At 59.8% G+C, this 17,478-nt stretch carries 24 protein-coding genes; all 24 read right to left on the bottom strand.

All coding sequences use genetic code 11. The features are described 5' to 3' along the window. Window position 1: 1 nt before the first annotated feature. Window positions 2–526, bottom strand: coding sequence for a 30S ribosomal protein S5 (gene rpsE / locus ACYQ2U_RS08080; protein ID WP_459949845.1), 525 nt, complete (start codon window positions 524–526; stop codon window positions 2–4). Window positions 527–537: 11 nt separating this feature from the next. After that, the gene (gene rplR, locus ACYQ2U_RS08075) at window positions 538–891 is read right to left on the bottom strand and encodes a 50S ribosomal protein L18 (protein WP_459949844.1); all 354 of its coding nucleotides are present in this window, start codon (window positions 889–891) and stop codon (window positions 538–540) included. Window positions 892–903: 12 nt separating this feature from the next. Then, window positions 904–1,437 (bottom strand): 50S ribosomal protein L6, encoded by a 534-nt coding sequence (gene rplF, locus ACYQ2U_RS08070; RefSeq protein ID WP_459949843.1) that lies wholly within the window; start codon window positions 1,435–1,437, stop codon window positions 904–906. A gap of 13 nt (window positions 1,438–1,450) precedes the next feature. Next, on the bottom strand, window positions 1,451–1,846 hold the full coding sequence (rpsH, locus tag ACYQ2U_RS08065) for a 30S ribosomal protein S8 (protein ID WP_459949842.1): 396 nt from the start codon (window positions 1,844–1,846) through the stop codon (window positions 1,451–1,453). A 10-nt stretch (window positions 1,847–1,856) separates the two neighbouring features. Beyond that, the gene (gene rpsN, locus ACYQ2U_RS08060; protein WP_459949841.1) at window positions 1,857–2,162 is read right to left on the bottom strand and encodes a 30S ribosomal protein S14; all 306 of its coding nucleotides are present in this window, start codon (window positions 2,160–2,162) and stop codon (window positions 1,857–1,859) included. Between the two features lie 7 nt (window positions 2,163–2,169). Then, entirely contained in the window at window positions 2,170–2,709 is a 540-nt protein-coding gene (rplE, locus tag ACYQ2U_RS08055) for a 50S ribosomal protein L5 (protein ID WP_459949840.1), read from the bottom strand. Between the two features lie 9 nt (window positions 2,710–2,718). Then, complete coding sequence (gene rplX / locus ACYQ2U_RS08050) at window positions 2,719–3,036, bottom strand: 50S ribosomal protein L24 (RefSeq protein ID WP_459949839.1); 318 nt, start codon at window positions 3,034–3,036, stop codon at window positions 2,719–2,721. Window positions 3,037–3,047: 11 nt separating this feature from the next. After that, complete coding sequence (gene rplN / locus ACYQ2U_RS08045; protein ID WP_459949838.1) at window positions 3,048–3,416, bottom strand: 50S ribosomal protein L14; 369 nt, start codon at window positions 3,414–3,416, stop codon at window positions 3,048–3,050. Between the two features lie 191 nt (window positions 3,417–3,607). Then, window positions 3,608–3,877, bottom strand: coding sequence for a 30S ribosomal protein S17 (gene rpsQ / locus ACYQ2U_RS08040; protein WP_459949837.1), 270 nt, complete (start codon window positions 3,875–3,877; stop codon window positions 3,608–3,610). Continuing rightward, entirely contained in the window at window positions 3,874–4,068 is a 195-nt protein-coding gene (gene rpmC / locus ACYQ2U_RS08035) for a 50S ribosomal protein L29 (protein WP_459949836.1), read from the bottom strand. Before rpmC ends, rpsQ begins: the two co-directional genes overlap by 4 nt. Window positions 4,069–4,071: 3 nt before the next feature. Beyond that, the gene (gene rplP, locus ACYQ2U_RS08030) at window positions 4,072–4,485 is read right to left on the bottom strand and encodes a 50S ribosomal protein L16 (protein ID WP_459949835.1); all 414 of its coding nucleotides are present in this window, start codon (window positions 4,483–4,485) and stop codon (window positions 4,072–4,074) included. Between the two features lie 6 nt (window positions 4,486–4,491). Continuing rightward, window positions 4,492–5,298, bottom strand: a complete 807-nt coding sequence (gene rpsC, locus ACYQ2U_RS08025) for a 30S ribosomal protein S3 (protein WP_459949834.1) — start codon at window positions 5,296–5,298, stop codon at window positions 4,492–4,494. A 9-nt stretch (window positions 5,299–5,307) separates the two neighbouring features. Then, the gene (gene rplV / locus ACYQ2U_RS08020; RefSeq protein ID WP_459949833.1) at window positions 5,308–5,637 is read right to left on the bottom strand and encodes a 50S ribosomal protein L22; all 330 of its coding nucleotides are present in this window, start codon (window positions 5,635–5,637) and stop codon (window positions 5,308–5,310) included. A gap of 9 nt (window positions 5,638–5,646) precedes the next feature. After that, entirely contained in the window at window positions 5,647–5,928 is a 282-nt protein-coding gene (rpsS, locus tag ACYQ2U_RS08015; protein WP_459949832.1) for a 30S ribosomal protein S19, read from the bottom strand. 9 nt (window positions 5,929–5,937) lie between these two features. Then, window positions 5,938–6,765 carry a 50S ribosomal protein L2 gene (gene rplB / locus ACYQ2U_RS08010; RefSeq protein ID WP_459949831.1) on the bottom strand — a complete coding sequence of 276 codons (828 nt, stop codon included), beginning with the start codon at window positions 6,763–6,765 and terminating at the stop codon, window positions 5,938–5,940. After that, a complete protein-coding gene (rplW, locus tag ACYQ2U_RS08005; RefSeq protein ID WP_459949830.1) occupies window positions 6,766–7,077 on the bottom strand; it encodes a 50S ribosomal protein L23 in 312 nt (103 codons plus the stop codon). Next, window positions 7,074–7,694, bottom strand: coding sequence for a 50S ribosomal protein L4 (rplD, locus tag ACYQ2U_RS08000; RefSeq protein ID WP_459949829.1), 621 nt, complete (start codon window positions 7,692–7,694; stop codon window positions 7,074–7,076). The genes rplW and rplD overlap by 4 nt, the downstream gene beginning before the upstream one ends. A 9-nt stretch (window positions 7,695–7,703) precedes the next feature. Continuing rightward, complete coding sequence (gene rplC / locus ACYQ2U_RS07995; RefSeq protein WP_459949828.1) at window positions 7,704–8,342, bottom strand: 50S ribosomal protein L3; 639 nt, start codon at window positions 8,340–8,342, stop codon at window positions 7,704–7,706. 100 nt (window positions 8,343–8,442) lie between these two features. Next, window positions 8,443–8,754, bottom strand: coding sequence for a 30S ribosomal protein S10 (rpsJ, locus tag ACYQ2U_RS07990; protein WP_459949827.1), 312 nt, complete (start codon window positions 8,752–8,754; stop codon window positions 8,443–8,445). 100 nt (window positions 8,755–8,854) lie between these two features. Beyond that, complete coding sequence (gene tuf / locus ACYQ2U_RS07985) at window positions 8,855–10,045, bottom strand: elongation factor Tu (RefSeq protein ID WP_459949815.1); 1,191 nt, start codon at window positions 10,043–10,045, stop codon at window positions 8,855–8,857. A gap of 25 nt (window positions 10,046–10,070) precedes the next feature. Beyond that, window positions 10,071–12,164, bottom strand: a complete 2,094-nt coding sequence (gene fusA / locus ACYQ2U_RS07980; protein WP_459949826.1) for an elongation factor G — start codon at window positions 12,162–12,164, stop codon at window positions 10,071–10,073. Window positions 12,165–12,279: 115 nt separating this feature from the next. After that, window positions 12,280–12,750 carry a 30S ribosomal protein S7 gene (rpsG, locus tag ACYQ2U_RS07975; protein WP_459949825.1) on the bottom strand — a complete coding sequence of 157 codons (471 nt, stop codon included), beginning with the start codon at window positions 12,748–12,750 and terminating at the stop codon, window positions 12,280–12,282. A 13-nt stretch (window positions 12,751–12,763) separates the two neighbouring features. Beyond that, on the bottom strand, window positions 12,764–13,141 hold the full coding sequence (gene rpsL, locus ACYQ2U_RS07970) for a 30S ribosomal protein S12 (RefSeq protein ID WP_459949824.1): 378 nt from the start codon (window positions 13,139–13,141) through the stop codon (window positions 12,764–12,766). Between the two features lie 101 nt (window positions 13,142–13,242). After that, window positions 13,243–17,454 (bottom strand): DNA-directed RNA polymerase subunit beta', encoded by a 4,212-nt coding sequence (gene rpoC, locus ACYQ2U_RS07965; RefSeq protein ID WP_459949823.1) that lies wholly within the window; start codon window positions 17,452–17,454, stop codon window positions 13,243–13,245. Window positions 17,455–17,478 lie beyond the last annotated feature (24 nt).

Raw genomic sequence — 17,478 nt, 5'->3', positions numbered from 1 at the left:
CTTACTCCAGAATCTCTTGAACGCTCTTGCCGCGCTTGGCCGCGATTTCGGCCGGGGTGCTGGTGGCCAGCAAGCCGTTGATGGTGGCGCGAACGACGTTATAGGGGTTGGTGGAACCGATGGTCTTGGCAACCACGTCGGTCACGCCCATCACTTCGAAAACGGCACGCATCGGGCCGCCGGCGATCACGCCGGTACCGCCGGGAGCGGGGGACATCAACACGGTGGTGGCGCCATGCTTGCCGGTCACGGTGTGATGAAGGGTGCCGCTCTTCAGGCTGACCTTCTTCATCTTGCGACGGGCTTCTTCCATGGCCTTTTGCACGGCCACGGGCACTTCGCGGGACTTGCCCTTGCCCATGCCGATGCCGCCATCGCCATCGCCAACCACGGTCAGGGCAGCGAAGCCGAGGATTCGACCACCCTTGACGACCTTGGTAACGCGATTGACGGATACCATCTTCTCGCGCAGGCCATCATCACGCTCTTCGGCCTGCTGCGGTTTCTTGCTTTGCGGTTTAGCCATGTTGATCTCGCTTAGAACTTGAGTCCGCCCTCACGGGCGGCTTCTGCCAGCGCCTTGACGCGGCCATGGTAGTGGAATCCGGAACGGTCGAAAGCGACGCTTTCCAGGCCGGCTGCCTTGGCGCGAGAGGCGATCAGCTGACCAACCAGCTTGGCTGCCTCGACATTGCCGCCATTGGCGACCTTGCCGCGAACATCGGCTTCCACGGTAGAGGCGGCGGCGAGAACCTTGGTGCCGCAACCGGAGAAAATTTGCGCATAGATGTGGCTGTTGGTGCGATGCACCGCCAGACGGACCACCTTGAGCTCCGCAATCTTGGCGCGGGTTTTGCGCGCTCTCCGCAAACGAGCTTGTTTCTTGTCCATATTCCTGTGCCTTTACTTCTTCTTGGTTTCCTTGATGACAACCACTTCGTCGGCATAACGGACACCCTTGCCCTTGTAGGGTTCGGGTTCGCGATATGCGCGCACTTCAGCGGCCACCTGACCAACCACCTGCTTGTCGATGCCCTTGATGACGATTTCCGTCTGGGAAGGGGTTTCGACCTTGATGCCGGCGGGCATTTGATGAACGACGGGGTGGGAGAAGCCGAGGGACAGGTTCAGCTTGTCGCCCTGGGCTTGGGCACGATAGCCCACGCCGACCAGGGTCAGCTTTTTCTCGAAACCCTTGCTCACGCCGGTCACGACGTTGTTGACCAGGGCGCGGGTGGTGCCGGAATTGGCACCAGCACCAGCAACGCCTTCAACAGCGCGGATCACCAGCTTCTCGCCATCTTTTTCAATCTTGACACCGGGCAGAATGAACTGCTTCAGGGTACCCAGGGGACCCTTGACGGTGATGTCCTTGTCGGTAATGGTGGCTTCGACGCCCTTGGGCAGCTCGACGGGATATTTAGCAACGCGAGACATTCAACATCCCTCCTTAAGCCACGATGCAGAGGACTTCGCCGCCAACATTGCTGGCGCGGGCCTTGCGATCGGTCATGACACCCTTGGGAGTGGACACAATGGCCACGCCCAAGCCGTTCATCACGCGGGGAAGTTCGTCCTTGCCCTTGTAGACGCGCAGACCAGGCTTGGAAATCCGCTCGATTTTCTCGATGACGGGACGGCCAGCGTAGTACTTCAGGGCGATATCCAGAACAGCCTTGCCTTCGCCGTTGCGAACGGCGAAGTCTTCGATATAGCCTTCGTCCTTAAGCACGTTGGCAATAGCGGCCTTCAGCTTGGAGGCAGGCATGGACACGGAGGCTTTTTCGACCATCTGCGCATTACGAATGCGCGTCAGCATGTCGGCGATAGGATCGGTCATACTCATAGCGGTCTCCTTACCAGCTGGCCTTGGTCATGCCAGGCACTTCACCGCGCATGGCGATATCGCGCAGCTTGTTACGGCACAAACCGAACTTACGGAACACGCCACGGGGCCGACCGGTCAGTGCGCAACGATTGCGCTGACGGGAAGGGCTGGAATTACGGGGCAACTGCTGCAACTTCAAGCGGGCTTCCATCCGCTCTTCTTCAGACAGTTTCACGTTGTTGATGATTGCGAACAAAGCTTCGCGCTTGGCGGCAAATTTCGCCACGGTTGCAGCACGCTTGGCTTCGCGATTCTTCAGTGCAAGTTTCGCCATGGTTCCCTCAGCTCTTGAAGGGGAATTTGAATGCGCCAAGGAGAGCCTTGGCTTCTTCGTCGGTCTTGGCGGTGGTGGTAATACTGATGTTCATACCACGCAGCGCATCGATCTTGTCGTACTCGATTTCGGGGAAAATGATCTGTTCCTTCACCCCGACGTTGTAGTTGCCACGACCGTCAAAACCCTTGCCGCCCACGCCGCGGAAATCGCGCACACGGGGCAGGGCAATGGTGATGAAGCGATCCAGGAACTCGTACATGCGAGTGCCACGCAAGGTCACCATGCAGCCGATCGGATAACCCTCGCGGATCTTGAAGCCGGCGATAGCCTTGCGGGCCTTCGTGACAACGGGCTTCTGACCGGCGATCTTCGTCATGTCGCCCACGGCGTTTTCCAACACCTTCTTGTCGCCAACCGCTTCACCCACACCCATGTTCAGGGTGATCTTGGTGATGCGGGGCACTTCCATGGGGGACTTGTAGCCGAACTTCTCGCGAAGATCAGCCACCACCTTTTCTTTGTAAAAATCTTGCAAGCGCGCCATGATGACCCCTTACGCGTCCACTACTTCGCCATTGGACTTGAACACCCGCACCTTGCGACCATCGTCGAGCTGCTTGTAGCCGACGCGATCCGCCTTTTGCGTTGCGGGATTGAACAAACCAATATTGGAAACATGAATCGGCATCTCTTTTTCCACGATGCCACCAGGCAAACCCTTCATGGGATTGGGACGGGAGTGCTTCTTGACGCGGTTAACGCCCTCAACAACCACATGCTCGTCATCCACGCGACGCACCACGGCACCGCGCTTACCCTTGTCCTTACCAGTCAGGACAACTACGTTATCGCCCTTGCGAATCTTAGCCATGGACATAGACCTCAGAGAACTTCGGGGGCCAGGGACACGATCTTCATGAAGCGCTCGGTACGCAATTCACGCGTAACAGGCCCGAAGATGCGGGTGCCGATCGGCTCCAGCTTGTTGTTGAGGAGCACCGCGGCATTGCCATCAAACTTGACGAGCGAACCATCGGGGCGACGGACACCCTTGGCGGTACGAACCACCACGGCGCTATAAACCTCACCCTTTTTGACACGGCCACGAGGAGCCGCGTCCTTGATGCTCACCTTGATGATGTCGCCGATGCCGGCATAGCGGCGCTTGGAGCCGCCCAACACCTTGATGCACATTACCGAACGCGCGCCGGTATTGTCGGCCACGTCGAGTATCGACTGCATTTGGATCATTTTTCAATCTCTCCAACTTGTCCCGCGCACAAATCCGTTGCGCAGTCAGTCTTGGAACCCGTTCGGGTAGGAAGACCAATCGAAAATCGATTGATCCGGGAAAAGAGGCGGGATTCTATTATCCCGCCTTTAGTCCGTCAACTCTTTTTGCAAATTATTTGTCGCCCCATGACGACAAGGGCGACAAATAATTAAACGGCGCGGGCCTTTTCGAGGACCTTGGCGACGCGCCAAGCCTTGGTCTTGGAGATGGGGGCGCATTCCTCGATCTGAACCAGATCGCCGTCATTCGCTTCCAAACCCTCGACGTGGGCGTGGTACTTCTTGGAACGGATCATGACCTTGCCGATCACCGGGTGCTTCACGCGGCGCTCAACCAGGACGGTCACGGTCTTGTCCATCTTGTCGCTGACGACGCGGCCTTGCAGGCTACGCGCAGCAGTTTGCTTGGCTTCAGTCATTTGGCCGCCGCCTTTTCACGTTGAATGGTCTTGACGCGCGCAATGTCCTTGCGCACCTTGCCCAGTTGGCTGGTGTTGCTCAGCTGCTGGGTTGCCGCCTGCATGCGCAGGGAGAATTGGGCCTTCCGCAGGTCCAGAACTTCCTTTTGCAGTTCGGCGTCGTTTTTTTGCCTAAGTTCGCTGGCTTTCATGTCTTACCCCAAATGGCGAGTCACGAAGGTGGTTTCCAGGGGCAGCTTGGCAGCAGCAAGGCGGAAAGCCTCGCGGGCCAGGGCCTCGTCCACACCATCCATTTCGTAGAGAACCTTACCGGGCTGAATCTCAGCCACCCAGTATTCAGGAGAACCCTTACCGTTACCCATACGGACTTCGGCGGGCTTCTTGGAAATGGGCTTGTCCGGGAAGATGCGGATCCAGATACGACCACCCCGCTTGATGTGACGGGTCATGGCGCGACGGGCGGCTTCGATCTGGCGTGCGGTCAGGCGGCCGCGGCCGATGGCCTTGAGGCCATACTCGCCGAAGCTCACCTTGGCGCCGCGGGTCGCCAGGCCGGTGTTGCGGCCCTTCTGTTCCTTGCGGTATTTCCTGCGAGAGGGTTGCAGCATCGCTGATTACTCCTTACCTTCTGCGGGAGCGGCGGACTTGCGGACGCGTTTCACGCCGGCCTTGTCACCTTCTCCCTCGGCCTTGCGCACAGTGCGCTTGGGCTTTTCGCCGTCAGCGGGCTTGGCAGCACGACGAGCCTTCTTGGGCTCTTCGGCATTGACATCCGCCACGGGCTGTTCGTTCTTGCCAATGATCTCGCCCTTGAACACCCAGACCTTGATGCCGATGATGCCGTAGGTGGTCTTGGCTTCAGAGGTGCCGTAGTCGATATCGGCGCGCAGGGTATGCAGCGGCACGCGGCCTTCGCGATACCACTCGGTACGGGCGATTTCAGCGCCGTTCAAGCGGCCGGAACTCATGATCTTGATGCCCTGGGCACCCAGACGCATGGCGTTCTGCATGGCGCGCTTCATGGCGCGGCGGAACATGATCCGCTTTTCCAACTGCTGGGCGATGGAATCGGCAATCAGCTGGGAGTCCAGCTCGGGCTTGCGGATTTCTTCGATGTTCACATGAACGGGAACGCCCATGCGCTTTTGCAGTTCGGACTTCAGCAGTTCGATGTCCTCGCCCTTCTTGCCGATCACCACGCCCGGACGGGCGCTGAATACGGTGACCTTGGCGTTCTTGGCGGGGCGCTCGATGACCACGCGACCAACGGAAGCGTGTGCGAGTTTCTTCTTCAGGTAGTCCCGCACTTCGATGTCTTCCTTCAGCATCTGAGGGAAGTTCTTGGTGTTGGCATACCAGCGGGAGGCCCAGTCACGAGTGACGGCGAGGCGGAACCCGGTCGGATGAATCTTCTGTCCCATAACGACTCCTTAGTTCCCGACAGTCACGTAGATATGGCAAGTCGGCTTGAGAATCCGATTGCCGCGGCCCTTGGCGCGGGCGGTGAAGCGCTTCAGCACTTCGCCCTTTTCCACATAGATGCGGGTGACCTTGAGCGTGTCGATGTCAGCGCCGTCGTTATGCTCGGCGTTGGCAATAGCGGACTCCAGCACTTTCTTGATGATGCCGGCGCCCTTCTTGGGGCTGAAGGCGAGGATATTGAGCGCGTGATCCACGGACTTGCCGCGGACCAGGTCGGCCACCAGTCGGCCCTTTTGGGCAGACAGGCGAACGCCGCGCAGGATTGCGTTGGTTTCCATCATCACTCCTTACTTCTTGCCCTGGGCCTTCTTCGCACCGACGTGACCCTTGAAGGTACGCGTCAGAGCGAATTCGCCCAGTTTGTGGCCAACCATGTTTTCAGACACATACACAGGGATGTGCTGCTTGCCGTTATGGACGGCGATGGTCAAGCCGACGAAATCCGGCAGAACCGTGGAACGACGGGACCAGGTCTTGATCGGACGCTTGTCGTTACCCGTACGAGCTGCTTCGACCTTCTTGATCAGATGGTCGTCGACAAACGGGCCTTTTTTGATTGAACGTGCCATGGTTGCCTCTTATCGCTTGTGACGGCGCTGAACGATCATCACGTCAGTGCGCTTGTTGTTGCGGGTGCGGTAGCCCTTGGTGGGAGTACCCCAGGGGCTGACGGGAACGCGACCTTCGCCGGTCTTGCCTTCACCACCACCGTGGGGGTGATCGATCGGGTTCATCGCGGTACCACGCACGGTGGGACGGATGCCACGCCAACGCTGGGCACCGGCCTTGCCGATCTTGCGCAAGCTGTTTTCCTCGTTGCCCACTTCGCCGATGGTGGCGCGGCATTCAACGTGGATGCGGCGGATTTCGCCGGAACGCAAGCGGACCTGGGCGTAAATGCCTTCGCGGGCCAGCAGCTGCACGGAAGTCCCGGCGGAACGGGCGATCTGGGCGCCCTTGCCCGGGGTGATTTCCACGCAGTGGATGGTCGTACCCACGGGGATGTTACGGATCGGCAGAGCGTTACCGGGCTTGATGGGGGCCTCGGAACCGCTGACAACCTCTTGACCCACAACCATGCCCTTGGTGGCGATGATGTAGCGGCGCTCACCATCAGCATAGAGCACCAGCGCCAAGTGGGCGGTACGGTTGGGATCGTATTCGAGGCGCTCGACCTTGCCGACGACGCCGTCCTTGTTGCGACGGAAGTCGACGATACGGTAATGCTGCTTGTGACCGCCGCCTTGGTGGCGAACCGTCACGTGGCCATGGGCATTACGACCGGCCTTGCTCAGCTTCTTCTCAACCAGCGCAGCATGGGGCTTGCCCTTGTGCAGGTGAGCATTGACGACCTTGACGACGCCACGACGGCCCGGGGAAGTCGGTTTAACTTTTACGAGTGCCATTTAAGCAGCCCCCCCTTCAGCGAAATTGATTTCCTGGCCGGGCTGCAAGCAGACGAACGCCTTGCGGGTGTCACTGCGACGACCGAAACTGCGGCCGAAGCGCTTGGTCTTGCCCTTCAGGTTGGCAACCTGCACCGACTTGACTTGGACCTTGAACAGCAGCTCAACAGCCGCCTTGATTTCAGGCTTGGTCGCATCGGGCGCAACAATGAACACCACTTGTTCATTCTTGTCGGCCACCATGGTGGCCTTTTCAGAGATCTGGGGCGCTACCAGGACTTGCAACAAGCGCTCTTGATTGAATTGACTCATGCCAGGATCTCCTCCATCTTGGCCACGGCGGCCTTGGTGATCAGCACCTTGGGGAAGCGCACCAGGGACACGGGGTCGGCTTGGTGGGCCTCGACAACCAGCACGTTGGGCAAGTTGCGAGCGGCCAGGAATAGGTTGTCATTCAACTCGTCGGTGATCACTAACACGGAATCCAGACCCATGCCCTTCAGCTTTTGCGCAACCAGCTTGGTCTTGGGGGCTTCGACAGCGAAGCTCTCAACCACAGCCAGTCGATCTTCGCGAGCGAGCTGAGACAGGATGGTGGCCAGACCGGCGCGGTACATCTTGCGATTCACCTTCTGAGAGAAGTTCTCCTCGGGAGAATTCGGGAAGGTGCGACCACCGCCACGCCACAGGGGAGACGAGGACATACCGGCGCGAGCGCGGCCAGTACCCTTTTGACGCCAAGGCTTCTTGGTGGTGTGCTTGACTTCTTCGCGGTCCTTTTGCTTGCGGTTGCCGGAACGGGCATTGGCTTGGTAAGCCACCACAACTTGGTGAACCAGCGCTTCGTTGAAGTCACGGCCAAACAGCGTGTCAGAGGCGGAAACAGTCGACGCCTGCTGACCCTGTTCGTTGATCAGTTTAAGTTCCATGGCTTCTCCTTAGGCCTTCACTGCGGGCTTGACGACCACATCGCCGCCCTTGGCACCGGGAACGGCACCCTTGACCAGCAGCAGCTGACGGGACTCATCCACACGCACCACTTCCAGGTTCTGGGTCGTGCATGCCGCATCACCCAGGTGACCGGCCATGCGCTTGCCCGGGAAAACGCGACCGGGATCCTGCGCCATACCAATGGAACCAGGGGAATTGTGGGAAATGGAGTTACCGTGGCTCGCCCGATTGGAGGAGAAGTTGTGACGCTTGATCGAACCGGCGAAACCCTTACCGATGGAAGTACCGCTCACATCCACCTTCTGGCCCGGCTGAAAAATCGTTGCAGCGATCACATCGCCAGCCTTGTAGCTGGAAAGCTGATCCTGCGCAACACGGAATTCCTTCAGAACTTCACCAGCCTCAACACCTGCCTTGGCCAGATGACCGGCAGCAGCTTTGTTGACGCGACTGGCGCGACGCTTCCCGAAAGTCACCTGAATGGCGCAATAGCCATCGACTTCGGGGGTCTTGATTTGCGTGACGCGGTTATTCGACACATCGAGCACAGTGACGGGGATGGAAGTGCCATCCTCGGCAAAGATGCGCGTCATGCCGACCTTGCGTCCTACAAGGCCTAGACTCATTTTTTTCTCCTAAACCCCGGCTACGATTGGCCGGGCCCGTTACAAACACGGCTTGCACCGCGAAAAACTTTGCCCCGCCCGAAGGCGAGGCAAAAATCACTTACTGCAACTTGATCTCGACATCGACGCCAGCAGGCAGATCCAGCTTCATCAGCGCGTCCACGGTCTTGTCGGTGGGGTCGATGATGTCCATCAAACGCAGATGGGTGCGGATTTCAAACTGGTCGCGAGAAGTCTTGTTCACGTGCGGGGAACGCAGCACGTTGAAACGCTCAATACGGGTGGGCAGAGGCACAGGACCGCGCACGACGGCGCCGGTACGCTTTGCCGTATCGACGATCTCAAGGGCGGATTGGTCGATCAGCTTGTAATCGAAGGCCTTGAGACGGATGCGAATTTTTTGGCTTTGCATGAATCATCCTTAAAGAGCGAAACACCCTGCCCCATGGGCAAAGTGAGAAAAGGGCGGCACTATACCGCCCTTTTTTTCAGATTGCAATGTTTACCGCGAATTACTCGATGATCTTAGCGACGACACCGGCGCCGACGGTACGACCGCCTTCACGGATGGCGAAACGCAGACCTTCTTCCATGGCGATCGGGGCGATCAGCTTGACGGTGATCGACACGTTGTCGCCAGGCATCACCATCTCGGTGCCTTCCGGCAGGGTAATGGCGCCAGTCACGTCCGTGGTACGGAAGTAGAACTGGGGACGGTAGTTAGCGAAGAAGGGGGTATGACGACCACCTTCGTCCTTGGACAGGACATACACTTCACCGGTGAAGTGGGTGTGGGGAGTGATGGAGCCGGGCTTGGCCAGCACTTGGCCGCGCTCGACTTCTTCACGCTTGGTGCCACGCAGCAGGACGCCGACGTTGTCACCGGCTTGACCTTGATCCAGCAGCTTGCGGAACATTTCGACGCCGGTGCAGGTGGTCTTGGTGGTGGGCTTGATGCCCACGATTTCGATTTCTTCGCCGACCTTGACGATGCCGCGCTCGACACGACCGGTCACGACGGTACCGCGACCAGAGATGGAGAACACGTCTTCGATGGGCATCAGGAAGGGTTGGTCGATGGCGCGCTCGGGGGTGGGGATGTAGCTATCCAGGGCGTCGGCCAGACGGAAAATGGCGGGCTCGCCGATTTCGGACTGGTCGCCTTCGAGGGCCTTCAGGGCGGAGCCCTTGATGATGGGCACGTCGTCGCCGGGGAAGTCGTACTTGGAGAGCAGCTCGCGCACTTCCATTTCGACCAGTTCCAGCAGTTCGGCGTCATCCACCATGTCGCACTTGTTCAGGAACACGACAATGAAGGGCACGCCCACTTGGCGGGCCAGCAGGATGTGTTCGCGGGTCTGGGGCATGGGGCCGTCAGCGGCGGAACAGACCAGGATGGCGCCGTCCATCTGGGCGGCACCGGTAATCATGTTCTTGACGTAGTCAGCGTGGCCCGGGCAATCGACGTGGGCGTAGTGACGGGTGGCGGTTTCGTACTCGACGTGGGCGGTATTAATGGTGATACCACGGGCCTTTTCTTCGGGCGCTGCGTCAATTTGGTCGTAAGCCTTGGCTTCGCCACCAAACTTGCGGGACAGCACGGTGGTGATCGCTGCAGTCAGCGTCGTCTTGCCGTGGTCAACGTGCCCAATCGTGCCGACGTTTACGTGCGGCTTCGTACGTTCAAACTTGCCTTTTGCCATTTCTGGTTTCCTTTAAAGAACGAGATTACTTCTTGTTGATGACGGCCTCAGCCACATTCTTGGGGGCTTCGGCGTAGTGCTTGAATTCCATGGAATACGTGGCGCGACCCTGGGACAGGGAACGCAACTGGGTGGCGTAGCCGAACATTTCGGACAGGGGCACCTCGGCGCGTACGGCCTTCATGCCGCCGGGAATGTCGTCCATGCCCTGCACGATGCCGCGACGGGCAGACAAGTCGCCCATCACGTTGCCCATGTAGTCTTCGGGCGTTTCCACTTCCACGGCCATCATGGGCTCCAGCAACGTGGGCTGGGCCTTGCGCATGGCTTCCTTGAAGGCCATAGAGGCGGCCATACGGAAGGCGTTTTCGTTGGAGTCCACGTCGTGGTAGGAACCGTCGAACAGAGTGAACTTCACGTCAACCACGGGGAAGCCCGCCAGCACGCCGGAACCGATGGAGTCTTGCAGACCCTTGTCCACAGCGGGGATGTATTCGCGGGGCACGGTACCGCCCTTGATGGCATCCACGAATTCGTAGCCCTTGCCGGCTTCGTTGGGCTCCATCTTGATCCAAACGTGGCCGTATTGACCGCGACCACCGGACTGCTTGACGAACTTGCCTTCTTGCTCGACGGCCTTCTTGATGCACTCGCGGTAGGCCACCTGGGGAGCACCCACGTTGGCTTCCACGTTGAATTCGCGCTTCATGCGATCAACGATGATTTCCAAGTGCAGTTCGCCCATACCGGAAATGATGGTCTGACCAGACTCTTCGTCGGTACGCACACGGAAGGAAGGATCTTCGGCAGCCAGACGGGACAGGGCGATACCCATCTTTTCCTGGTCGCTCTTGGTCTTGGGCTCGACGGCCACGTGGATCACAGGGTCGGGGAACACCATGCGCTCAAGGATGATGGGGGCATCGGGATCGCACAGCGTCTCGCCGGTGGTCACTTCCTTCAGACCCACGCAAGCAGCGATGTCGCCGGCCAGAATTTCCTTGATTTCTTCGCGGTTGTTGGCGTGCATCTGCAGGATGCGGCCGATACGTTCCTTCTTGTCCTTGACGGAGTTGAGCACCGTCGCGCCGGAAGCCAGTACGCCGGAATAGACGCGGATGAAGGTCAGCTGACCGACGAAGGGGTCGGTCATCAGCTTGAAAGCCAGCGCGGAGAACTTTTCGTTGTCGTCGGCCTTGCGGCTGGCTTCCTGTTCGCGATCATCCACACCCTTGACCGGGGGAATATCCACGGGGGAAGGCAGGAACTCGATCACGGCATCCAGCATGCGCTGCACGCCCTTGTTCTTGAAGGCGGAACCGCACAGCATGGGCTGGATTTCGCAAGCCAGGGTGCGCTGACGCAGGCCGGCCTTGATCTTTTCTTCGGACAGGTCGCCGTTTTCCAGATACTCGTTCATCAGCTCTTCGGTGGCTTCGGCGGCCGCTTCCACCATCTGCTCGCGCCAGGTCTGGGCAGTCTCGGCCAGATCAGCGGGGATGTCCTTGTATTCGAACTTCATGCCCTGGGAGGCCTCGTCCCAGATCACGGCCTTCATCTTGAGCAGATCGACAACGCCGGAGAAGCTGTCTTCGGCGCCGATGGGGATGACGATGGGCACGGGGTTGGCCTTCAGGCGGGTCTTCATCTGATCCACGACCTTGAAGAAGTTGGCGCCGGAGCGGTCCATCTTGTTCACGAAAGCCAAGCGGGGAACCTGGTACTTGGTGGCCTGACGCCACACAGTCTCAGACTGGGGCTGCACGCCGCCCACGGCACAGTACACCATGCAGGCGCCGTCCAGCACACGCATGGAACGCTCCACTTCGATGGTGAAGTCCACGTGCCCCGGGGTGTCGATGATGTTGAAGCGGTGTTCCGGGAATTGCATGTCCATGCCCTTCCAGAAACAGGTCGTCGCGGCGGAGGTAATGGTGATGCCGCGCTCTTGCTCCTGCTCCATCCAGTCCATGGTGGCGGCGCCGTCGTGCACTTCGCCAATCTTATGGCTCACACCGGTGTAATAGAGGATGCGTTCGGTGGTGGTTGTCTTGCCAGCGTCAATGTGAGCAGAAATACCGATGTTGCGGTAACGCTCGATAGGAGTCTTACGGGCCACTTGAATTACCTGCCTTATCTAAGCCAAACCGCCATGGCCCCGACAATCGGGAAACCAGGGCGGCGGCGGGGCTACATGAAACCGCGCGGCAAATCGCCGCACGGCACTTGATACATCAGAAGCGGAAGTGCGAGAAAGCCTTGTTCGCTTCAGCCATGCGGTGAACTTCTTCGCGTTTCTTCATGGCGGCGCCGCGGCCTTCAGCGGCCTCGAGCAACTCGCCAGCCAGACGCTGACCCATGGACTTTTCGGAACGCTTGCGGGCGGCTTCGCGCAACCAGCGCATGGACAGCGCCAGGCGACGGGAAGGACGCACTTCAACAGGCACCTGGTAGTTGGCACCACCCACGCGACGGCTCTTCACCTCAACGATGGGCTTGATGTTGTTGATGGCCAGACCGAACACTTCCAGGGGATCCTTGCCGCTCTTGGCCTGGATCTGCTCGAAGGCACCGTAGATGATGCGCTCGGCCACGGCCTTCTTGCCACCGGTCATCAACACGTTAACGAACTTGGAGACCTCCACATTCCCAAACTTGGGATCGGGAAGAATCTCGCGCTTAGGGACTTCACGACGACGAGGCATGTTCTACTCCTGATTAAGCAGCCTTGGGCCGCTTTGCACCATACTTGGAACGGGATTGCTTGCGGTCCTTCACGCCCTGGGTATCCAGGCTGCCGCGCACGATGTGGTAACGCACACCAGGCAAATCCTTCACACGACCACCACGAATCAGCACCACAGAGTGCTCCTGCAGGTTGTGGCCTTCACCGCCGATGTAGGAGATGACCTCGAAGCCGTTGGTCAGACGAACTTTGGCCACCTTACGCAGCGCGGAGTTCGGCTTTTTCGGCGTCGTGGTATAGACACGAGTACACACACCGCGCTTGGCGGGGCAATTTTCAAGTGCAGGCACTTTGCTCTTGGTCACGGGAGCCTTGCGGCCCTTGCGCACCAGCTGATTAATGGTTGGCATAACGCTTTGTTCCCTAAGCCTTTATTGGGCTTTGATTGGCATTGAATTGAAAAATTCCGGCCCCCATGCGGGAGCAAAGAGGCCGGATTCTATTGAGAAAGTCAAGCGGCGTCAACGGCTTGGCTTCCCTCCACTTCATTTTCTTCGCTCTTGGGCAGATCGAAGATTCCTTCTGCTTCATGTTGACCGGCGGACTTCAGACGACGGTTCCGGTGGTAGGCCAAACCGGTACCGGCCGGGATCAGGCGGCCGACGATGACGTTTTCCTTCAGACCGCGCAGCTCGTCGCGCTTGCCCATGATGGCGGCTTCGGTCAGCACGCGGGTGGTTTCCTGGAAGGAAGCCGCGGAGATGAAGGAGTCGGTTGACAAGGAGGCCTTGGTGATACCCAGCAGCACGTACTGGTATTCGGCCGGACGCTTGCCTTCGGCGATCAGCTTGTCGTTCTCGTCCAGGACCTCGGCGCGTTCGACTTGCTCTTCCTTGATGAAACGGGAATCGCCGGCATCGGTGATCACCACGCGGCGCAGCATCTGCCGCACGATGACTTCGATGTGCTTGTCGTTGATCTTCACGCCTTGCAGACGATACACGTCCTGCACTTCGTCGATGATGTAACGGGCCAGTTCTTCCACACCCTTCAAGCGCAGGATGTCGTGGGGATCGGCGGGGCCGTCCACGATCACTTCGCCCTTGTTCACCACTTGGCCGTCGTGGGCCATGACGTGCTTGTCCTTGGAGATCAGATACTCGTGGGGAGTGCCGTCGGGCTCGGTGATCACCAGGCGCTGCTTGCCCTTGGTGTCCTTGCCGAAGGAAACCGTCCCCGTGACTTCGGCCAGCAGGCCGGCGTCCTTGGGCGAACGGGCTTCGAACAATTCGGCCACGCGGGGCAGACCGCCGGTAATGTCGCGGGTCTTGGCGGATTCTTGCGGGATACGGGCCAGCACTTCACCCACGGACACGGCCTGACCGTCCTTCACGGTGATCAGGGAGCCGACCTGGAAGGTGATGGTCACCACGTGGTCGGTGCCATGGATCTTCACTTCCTGGCCGTTCTCGTCGAGCAGCTTCACCTGGGGACGGACGCCCTTGGCGGCGGTCTTGCCGCCGCGCTTGGAGTCGATCACCACCAGGGTGGAAATGCCGGTCACGTCGTCCACTTGCTTGGCGACGGTGACGCCCTCTTCCACGTTCTCGAACTTGACCGTACCGGCATACTCGGTGACGATGGGACGGGTGTGGGGATCCCAGGTGGCCAGTTGGGCACCGGCCTTGATGGCCTGACCTTCGTCCACCAGCAGGGTGGCGCCGTAGGGCACTTTGTGGCGCTCGCGCTCGCGGCCGTTGTCGTCCGTGATCAGCACTTCGGCGGAACGGGCGATGACCACCTTCTCGCCCTTGGGGCTGGTGACGTAGCGCATCGTCGCGGTGAAACGGGCCACACCGGCACTCTTGGCTTCCACCATGCTCTGGGCGGCAGCCCGGGAGGCGGCACCGCCCACGTGGAAGGTCCGCATGGTCAGCTGGGTACCAGGTTCGCCGATGGACTGGGCGGCGATCACGCCGACGGCTTCGCCGGCATTGACCAGATTACCGCGGCCGAGGTCGCGGCCGTAGCACTTGGCGCACAGGCCGTAACGGGTTTCGCAAGTCAGCGGGGTGCGCACGCGCACCTCATCGACGCCCATGCTCTCGATGACTTCCACGGCGTCTTCGTCCAGCAAGGTGCCGGCGGGGAAGATCACTTCCATGGAGTCGTCGGGATTGACCACATCGCTGGCGGCCACGCGACCGAGGATGCGCTCACGCAAGGGTTCGATCACTTCACCGCCTTCGACCAGGGCCTTCATGGCGAAGCCGGCGTCGGTGCCGCAATCGTCCTCGATCACCACCAAGTCCTGGGTCACGTCCACCAGGCGGCGGGTCAGGTAACCGGAGTTCGCGGTCTTCAACGCCGTATCGGCCAGACCCTTACGGGCGCCGTGGGTGGAGATGAAGTATTGCAGAACGTTCAGGCCTTCGCGGAAGTTCGTGGTGATGGGGGTTTCGATGATGGAGCCGTCAGGCTTGGCCATCAGGCCGCGCATACCGGCCAGCTGGCGGATCTGGGCAGCGGAACCCCGGGCGCCGGAGTCGGCCATCATGTAGATGGAATTGAAGGAGTCCTGAACGACTTCCTTGCCTTCGCGATTGACCACTTTCTCGTGTTGCAGGTGGTCCATCATGGCCTTGGCCACCTGGTCACCGGCACGGCCCCAGATATCCACCACCTTGTTGTAGCGCTCGCCCACGGTCACCAGACCGGAGGTGTATTGCTGCTCGATTTCCTTCACTTCGGCCTCGGCGGCCTCGATGATGGCGTGCTTCTGGGCGGGCACCTGCATGTCGCCCACGGCGATGGAGATGCCGCCACGGGTCGCCAGACGGAAACCGGACTGCATCAGCTGGTCGGCGAAGATCACGGTGTCCTTCAGACCGCAGCGACGGAAGCTTTCGTCGATCAGCTTGGAGATTTCCTTCTTCTTCAGGGCCTTGTCGATGGACTTGAACGGCAGGCCCTTGGGCAGGATTTCGGACAGGATGGCACGGCCGGCGGTCGTGGAAACACGTACCAGCTTTTCCTTCCAGCCGTCGCCATCGCGCTCGTATTCCTTCAGGCGCACGGTGATGCGAGCATGGAGGTCGATCTGGCGCGATTCCACGGCGCGCAGCACTTCGCCCACGCCGGTGAACATCATGCCGGTGCCACGGGCGGCGGCGTTTTCACGGGTGGCGTAGTACAGGCCCAGCACCACGTCCTGGGAAGGAACGATGATGGGGGCACCGTTGGCGGGAGACAGCACGTTATTGGAGGCCAGCATCAGGGTGCGGGCTTCCATCTGGGCCTCCAGGGACAGGGGGACGTGAACAGCCATTTGGTCGCCGTCGAAGTCGGCGTTGAAGGCGGTACACACCAGGGGATGCAGCTGGATGGCCTTGCCTTCGATCAGGGTCGGCTCGAAAGCCTGGATACCCAGACGGTGCAGGGTCGGCGCACGGTTCAGCATGACCGGATGTTCGCGGATCACCTCTTCGAGGATGTCCCACACCACGGGGGTCTCGGCTTCCACTTCCTTCTTGGCGGCCTTGATGGTGCTGGCGATGCCCATCTTTTCCAGGCGTTCGAAGATGAAGGGCTTGAACAGTTCCAGGGCCATCTTCTTCGGCAGGCCGCACTGGTGCAGCTTAAGCTGGGGACCCACGGTAATCACGGAACGACCGGAGTAGTCCACGCGCTTGCCCAGCAGGTTCTGACGGAAGCGACCGGACTTGCCCTTGATCATGTCGGCCAGGGACTTGAGGGGGCGCTTGTTGGCGCCGGTCATGGCCTTGCCGCGACGACCGTTGTCCAGCAGGGAGTCCACGGACTCTTGCAGCATGCGCTTTTCGTTGCGCACGATGATGTCGGGCGCCTTCAGTTCCAGCAGGCGCTTGAGACGGTTGTTCCGGTTGATGACGCGACGATAGAGGTCGTTCAGGTCGGAAGTGGCGAAACGGCCGCCATCCAGGGGCACCAGGGGACGCAGGTCGGGAGGCAGCACGGGCAGCACTTCGAGGATCATCCACTCGGGCTTGATGCCGGAAGCCTGGAAGCCTTCGAGCACCTTGAGACGCTTGGCGATCTTCTTGATCTTGGCTTCGGAACCGGTGGTTTCCAGTTCCTTGCGCAGCACTTCGATTTCGCTGGCGATGTCAATGGTGCGCAGCAGTTCGCGCACGCCTTCGGCGCCCATCAGCGCGGTGAACTCGTCGCCGTACTCTTCCACCTTGGCCAGGTAGTCGTCCTCGGTCAGCAGTTGACCCCGGTTGAGGGGGGTCATGCCGGGGTCGCAGACCACGAAGGCTTCGAAGTAGAGGACGCGTTCGATGTCGCGCAGGGTCATGTCCAGCACCATGCCGAGACGGCTGGGCAGGGACTTGAGGAACCAGATGTGGGCAACCACGCTGGCCAGTTCGATGTGGCCCATGCGCTCGCGGCGCACCTTGGCCTGGGTCACTTCAACGCCGCACTTCTCGCAGATGACGCCGCGGTGCTTGAGGCGCTTGTACTTACCGCACAAGCACTCGTAGTCCTTCACCGGGCCGAAGATCTTGGCGCAGAACAGACCGTCGCGCTCGGGCTTGAAGGTACGGTAGTTGATGGTCTCGGGCTTTTTCACCTCGCCGTAGGACCAAGAACGGATCTTCTCGGGAGAGGCGAGGCCGATGGTGATGGCGTCGAATTCCTCTTCCTGCGTGACTTGCTTGAACAGATCGAGCAATGCTTTCATTGTTTAACTCCTGTCGCGGTCGAG

Source organism: Denitratisoma sp. agr-D3 (genome assembly GCF_054658675.1).
The sequence above is the reverse complement of the archived record's forward strand: the minus strand, read 5'-3'. Positions and strand labels throughout refer to the sequence as shown.

Coding starts and splice junctions, on each gene's coding strand:
- rplX (WP_459949839.1), bottom strand. CDS start 3,036: ATGGCTAAGATTCGCAAGGGCGATAACGTAGTTGTCCTGACTGGTAAG.
- rplF (WP_459949843.1), bottom strand. CDS start 1,437: ATGTCTCGCGTTGCTAAATATCCCGTCGAGCTGCCCAAGGGCGTCGAA.
- rplB (WP_459949831.1), bottom strand. CDS start 6,765: ATGGCACTCGTAAAAGTTAAACCGACTTCCCCGGGCCGTCGTGGCGTC.
- rplE (WP_459949840.1), bottom strand. CDS start 2,709: ATGGCGCGCTTGCAAGATTTTTACAAAGAAAAGGTGGTGGCTGATCTT.
- rpsJ (WP_459949827.1), bottom strand. CDS start 8,754: ATGCAAAGCCAAAAAATTCGCATCCGTCTCAAGGCCTTCGATTACAAG.
- rpmC (WP_459949836.1), bottom strand. CDS start 4,068: ATGAAAGCCAGCGAACTTAGGCAAAAAAACGACGCCGAACTGCAAAAG.
- rplN (WP_459949838.1), bottom strand. CDS start 3,416: ATGATCCAAATGCAGTCGATACTCGACGTGGCCGACAATACCGGCGCG.
- rpsN (WP_459949841.1), bottom strand. CDS start 2,162: ATGGCGAAACTTGCACTGAAGAATCGCGAAGCCAAGCGTGCTGCAACC.
- rplV (WP_459949833.1), bottom strand. CDS start 5,637: ATGGAAACCAACGCAATCCTGCGCGGCGTTCGCCTGTCTGCCCAAAAG.
- rpsC (WP_459949834.1), bottom strand. CDS start 5,298: ATGGGACAGAAGATTCATCCGACCGGGTTCCGCCTCGCCGTCACTCGT.
- rpsQ (WP_459949837.1), bottom strand. CDS start 3,877: ATGACTGAAGCCAAGCAAACTGCTGCGCGTAGCCTGCAAGGCCGCGTC.
- rplW (WP_459949830.1), bottom strand. CDS start 7,077: ATGAGTCAATTCAATCAAGAGCGCTTGTTGCAAGTCCTGGTAGCGCCC.
- rplD (WP_459949829.1), bottom strand. CDS start 7,694: ATGGAACTTAAACTGATCAACGAACAGGGTCAGCAGGCGTCGACTGTT.
- rplR (WP_459949844.1), bottom strand. CDS start 891: ATGGACAAGAAACAAGCTCGTTTGCGGAGAGCGCGCAAAACCCGCGCC.
- tuf (WP_459949815.1), bottom strand. CDS start 10,045: ATGGCAAAAGGCAAGTTTGAACGTACGAAGCCGCACGTAAACGTCGGC.
- rplC (WP_459949828.1), bottom strand. CDS start 8,342: ATGAGTCTAGGCCTTGTAGGACGCAAGGTCGGCATGACGCGCATCTTT.
- rpsS (WP_459949832.1), bottom strand. CDS start 5,928: ATGGCACGTTCAATCAAAAAAGGCCCGTTTGTCGACGACCATCTGATC.
- rpsH (WP_459949842.1), bottom strand. CDS start 1,846: ATGAGTATGACCGATCCTATCGCCGACATGCTGACGCGCATTCGTAAT.
- rpsL (WP_459949824.1), bottom strand. CDS start 13,141: ATGCCAACCATTAATCAGCTGGTGCGCAAGGGCCGCAAGGCTCCCGTG.
- rpsG (WP_459949825.1), bottom strand. CDS start 12,750: ATGCCTCGTCGTCGTGAAGTCCCTAAGCGCGAGATTCTTCCCGATCCC.
- rpsE (WP_459949845.1), bottom strand. CDS start 526: ATGGCTAAACCGCAAAGCAAGAAACCGCAGCAGGCCGAAGAGCGTGAT.
- rplP (WP_459949835.1), bottom strand. CDS start 4,485: ATGCTGCAACCCTCTCGCAGGAAATACCGCAAGGAACAGAAGGGCCGC.
- rpoC (WP_459949823.1), bottom strand. CDS start 17,454: ATGAAAGCATTGCTCGATCTGTTCAAGCAAGTCACGCAGGAAGAGGAA.